The sequence below is a fragment of the Mesorhizobium sp. M2C.T.Ca.TU.002.02.1.1 genome (genome assembly GCF_003997225.1).
The window spans coordinates 1-3455 of the sequence record NZ_RZTO01000663.1; the positions used below are offsets into that span (position 1 = coordinate 1).

The window sequence follows — 3455 nt, forward strand, 5'->3', positions numbered from 1 at the left end:
GTGTCGCGTTCGATGCCCTTGGCGCAGAGCACCAGCGGCACGCCTGCAGGAACGTGGCTTCGCGCGCCAGCGAGCACAGCGCGCAGCGACTGCGCCGGCGTCACGGCGAGCACGCAGTCGGCGCCGTCGAGCGCCTCGGCCATATCGCTGGTGGCCGCGATGCCGGGCTCGATCCTAATGCCGGGCAAATAGCGCGGGTTCTCGCCGCGGGCGATGGCGACGACGGTTTCGGAGTCGCGTGCATAGAGCCGGACATCATGGCCGGCGCGCAGCGTAGCCAGCGCCAGCGCCGTGCCCCAGGCGCCGCCGCCCAGCACCGCGACGCGCCAGCCGCTGCCCGGCTTCCTGCCGCTCGCCCCCTTCGCGCTCATGCCTTGGCACCGCGTCGGCCCGAGCCGACCAATGGCGCCGAAACGCTGTCGAGCGGCCAGCGCGAGCGCGGCACGAAGTCGGCGGCGTTTTCGTCGGCGATGCCGGCGCGCAGCCGCTCTATGCCGGCCCAGGCGATCATCGCCGCGTTGTCGGTGCAGAGCTTTTGCGGTGGCGCCACGAAGGCGAAGCCGGCTTTGGAACAAAGCGCTTCAAGCGTCGCCTTGATGGTGCGGTTGGCGGCGACGCCGCCGGCGACGACCAGCGCCGGCTTTGCCTGGCCCGGAAATTCCTGGCGGAAGCGGGCAAGGGCGCGGCCGACACGATCCCCCAGCGCGTCCGCCACCGCCGCCTGGAAGGAGGCACAGATGTCGGCCACGTCCTGGTCGCTCAGCGGCGCGATCGCGGTTGCCGCCTGGCGCACCGCGGTCTTCAGGCCGGAGAAGGAGAAGTCGGGCTGAGCCGAGCCCTTCATCGGGCGCGGGAAGGCAAAGCGGCTTGCATCGCCTTTGGCCGCCGCCTTCTCGACATTCGGGCCGCCGGGATAGGGCAGGCCGAGCATCTTGGCCGTCTTGTCGAAGGCCTCGCCCAGCGCGTCGTCGATGGTCGTCGCCCAGCGCTGGTAGTCGCCGACGCCGCGCACCGCGACGATCTGGGTGTGACCGCCGGAGACGAGCAGCAGGAGGTAGGGGAAGTCGAGCCCATCGGTCAGCCGCGCCGTCAGCGCGTGGCCTTCGAGGTGGTTGATGGCGATCAGCGGTTTATTGGCGGCGGCGGCGATCGCCTTGGCCGTCATCAGGCCGACGATCAGCCCGCCGACCAGTCCGGGACCAGCGGTGGCGGCGATGGCGTCGACCTCGTCGAGCGATACGGATGAATCGGCGAGCGCTGCCTCGACGATACCGTCCAGCGCCTCGACATGGGCACGCGCGGCGATCTCCGGCACGACGCCGCCGAAGGCCGCGTGCTCCTCGATCTGGCTGAGCACGATGTTGGACAGGATTTCGGGCGCGGAAGCGCCGTCCAGCGCCACCACGCTGGCCGCCGTCTCGTCGCAGCTCGTCTCAATGCCCAGAACGCGGATCAATTGGTCGCTAGCCTCAAAGATTGTATCACCGGCCAATCCCAATTAGGAAAAGGCCCGGCAGACCTCAAGCTGCCCGGGGGTTATCACGGACCGCGCGCCATGCAAACTTTGAAAATCGGAACACGCGGCAGCCCGTTGGCGCTGGCCCAGGCGCATGAGACGCGGGCGCGGCTGATGCAGGCGCATGGACTGCCAGAGCAGGCGTTCGAGGTGGTGCCGATCTCGACCAGCGGCGACCGCATCCAGGACCGGCCGCTCTCGGAAGCCGGCGGCAAGGGCCTGTTCACCAAGGAAATCGAGGAAGCGCTGCTCGACGGCCGCATCGACATCGCGGTGCATTCGTCGAAGGATATGCCGACGGTGCTGCCCGACGGGCTGGAGCTCGTCACGTTCCTGCCGCGCGAGGACGCCCGCGACGCTTTCATCGGCAAGCGGGTGAAGCGGATCGCCGACTTGCCGCGCGGTGCGGTGGTCGGGTCGTCGTCGCTGCGGCGCCAGGCGCTGCTTCGCCGCATGCGGCCGGATTTCGAGGTGGTGATCTTCCGCGGCAATGTGCAGACCAGGCTGCGCAAGCTCGACGAAGGCGTTGCCGAGGGCACGATCCTCGCCTATGCCGGGCTGAAGCGGCTCGGGCTCGAACATGTCGTCACAGACCTGATGCCGCTCGAGGATTTTCCGCCGGCGCCGGGACAAGGCGCGATCGGCATCGAAACGCGCATCGGCGACCGCGACGTCGAGAGGATGCTGGCGGCGATCCATCATGTGCCAACCGGCCAGGCGCTCACCTGTGAGCGCGCCTTTCTTGCCGCGCTTGACGGCTCGTGCCGCACGCCGATCGCCGGCCATGCGACGGTAGCGGGCGAAAAACTGTCCTTTGACGGGCTGATCATCTCGCCCGATGGCACCGAATCGCACGAGGTTCGGCTGGAGGGCGAGGCCGCGGACGCGGCGGAGATAGGCCTGGACGCCGCGCGCACGGTTCGCGCCAGGGCTGGTGCTAAATTCTTCGACGGCTGGGCCTGACATGGTCCGCGTCCTGGTGACGAGGCCGGAGCCCGGCGCGTCGCGCACGGCACGACGCCTCGACGCCGAGGGATTTCAGCCCATCCTGCTGCCGCTGACCGAAACGGCCGCTTTGCCGGTCGAGGCGGCCATCGGCGGCGATGCCGCCGCGGTCACTGTCACCAGCGCCAATGCCGTGCGGCATGCGCCGCGAGCGCTGATCGTGGCGCTTGCGCGCCTGCCTTGCCACGCGGTCGGGAAAAGGACGGCCGAAGCCTGCCGCGCGGCGGGATTTCTCGCCGTCATGGAGGGGCCTGGCGACGCCGAGGCGCTGGCAGATGCGATCGCCGGCGGCCTTGCCGGCAAGGCAATCGTCTATCTGTGCGGCCGCGTTCGCTTCCCGGTGTTCGAGCATCGGCTGAGTGCGGCGGGCGTGCATGTCCAGGCGATCGAGACCTACGACACAACGGCGATCGACTATGACGACGCCGATGTGGTCGCCCGCCTGTCGGGCCGGCCGGTGGAGGCCGCGCTGCTCTATTCGGCCAAGGCCAGCTTGGCGCTGGTTGACCTGATGGCGCGGCCGACGCTACGGCATCTCTTTGAAAAAGCGGAATTCCTGGCGCTCTCGACGCGTGTCGCCCAGCCGATGCAAGGGGTCGCCGGCAACAGGGTCCGCATCGCAGCCAAACCCGAGGAAGACGCGTTGCTCGCGCTTTTGTCGCAACCGCGCTAGGGCATTTCACCGTTTCACGGAAACGGTGAAATGCCCTAGCTCTTTGTTTTTACGCAATTCCGGACGGAAAACCGCTCACACTTTTCCTGGAATTGCTCTAGGCCGCGTCATCACACCGCCCCTTTTCACCGCTTGGTGATGTGCTAGAGCATCCTGACGCTCTGGACCCATTGATCAGCCATTTTGCGGAGCCCAAGCATGGTCAAGACGCCGAAGATGCGACATTCGAAGACCCGGCGCGAGCCGGTGACCATCGAACTC

Annotated in this window: 4 protein-coding genes; 2 read left to right on the forward strand and 2 right to left on the reverse strand. The window is 68.1% G+C overall.

Going from position 1 to position 3455, the window contains the following annotated elements; all coding sequences use genetic code 11:
• Together EOD07_RS27080 and tsaD are read right to left on the reverse strand one after the other, a co-directional pair.
• The coding region (locus tag EOD07_RS27080; protein WP_164772568.1) for an NAD(P)-binding domain-containing protein at positions 1-371 on the reverse strand (371 nt) is incomplete at its 3' end.
• Positions 368-1453 (reverse strand): tRNA (adenosine(37)-N6)-threonylcarbamoyltransferase complex transferase subunit TsaD, encoded by a 1086-nt coding sequence (gene tsaD, locus EOD07_RS27085; protein ID WP_206519568.1) that lies wholly within the window; start codon positions 1451-1453, stop codon positions 368-370. The genes EOD07_RS27080 and tsaD, both read right to left, overlap by 4 nt.
• Positions 1454-1555: 102 nt before the next feature.
• Here tsaD and hemC point away from each other — a divergent pair, with 102 nt between their 5' ends.
• Together hemC and EOD07_RS27095 are read left to right on the forward strand one after the other, a co-directional pair.
• Positions 1556-2479 carry a hydroxymethylbilane synthase gene (hemC, locus tag EOD07_RS27090; RefSeq protein WP_127237582.1) on the forward strand — a complete coding sequence of 308 codons (924 nt, stop codon included), beginning with the start codon at positions 1556-1558 and terminating at the stop codon, positions 2477-2479.
• A 1-nt stretch (position 2480) separates the two neighbouring features.
• The gene (locus EOD07_RS27095) at positions 2481-3194 is read left to right on the forward strand and encodes a uroporphyrinogen-III synthase (protein WP_127237583.1); all 714 of its coding nucleotides are present in this window, start codon (positions 2481-2483) and stop codon (positions 3192-3194) included.
• Positions 3195-3455 lie beyond the last annotated feature (261 nt).

Excerpts from the sequence above, each read along its gene's own strand:
- hemC (WP_127237582.1), top strand. The coding sequence starts at position 1,556 with ATGCAAACTTTGAAAATCGGAACACGCGGCAGCCCGTTGGCGCTGGCC.
- EOD07_RS27095 (WP_127237583.1), top strand. The coding sequence starts at position 2,481 with ATGGTCCGCGTCCTGGTGACGAGGCCGGAGCCCGGCGCGTCGCGCACG.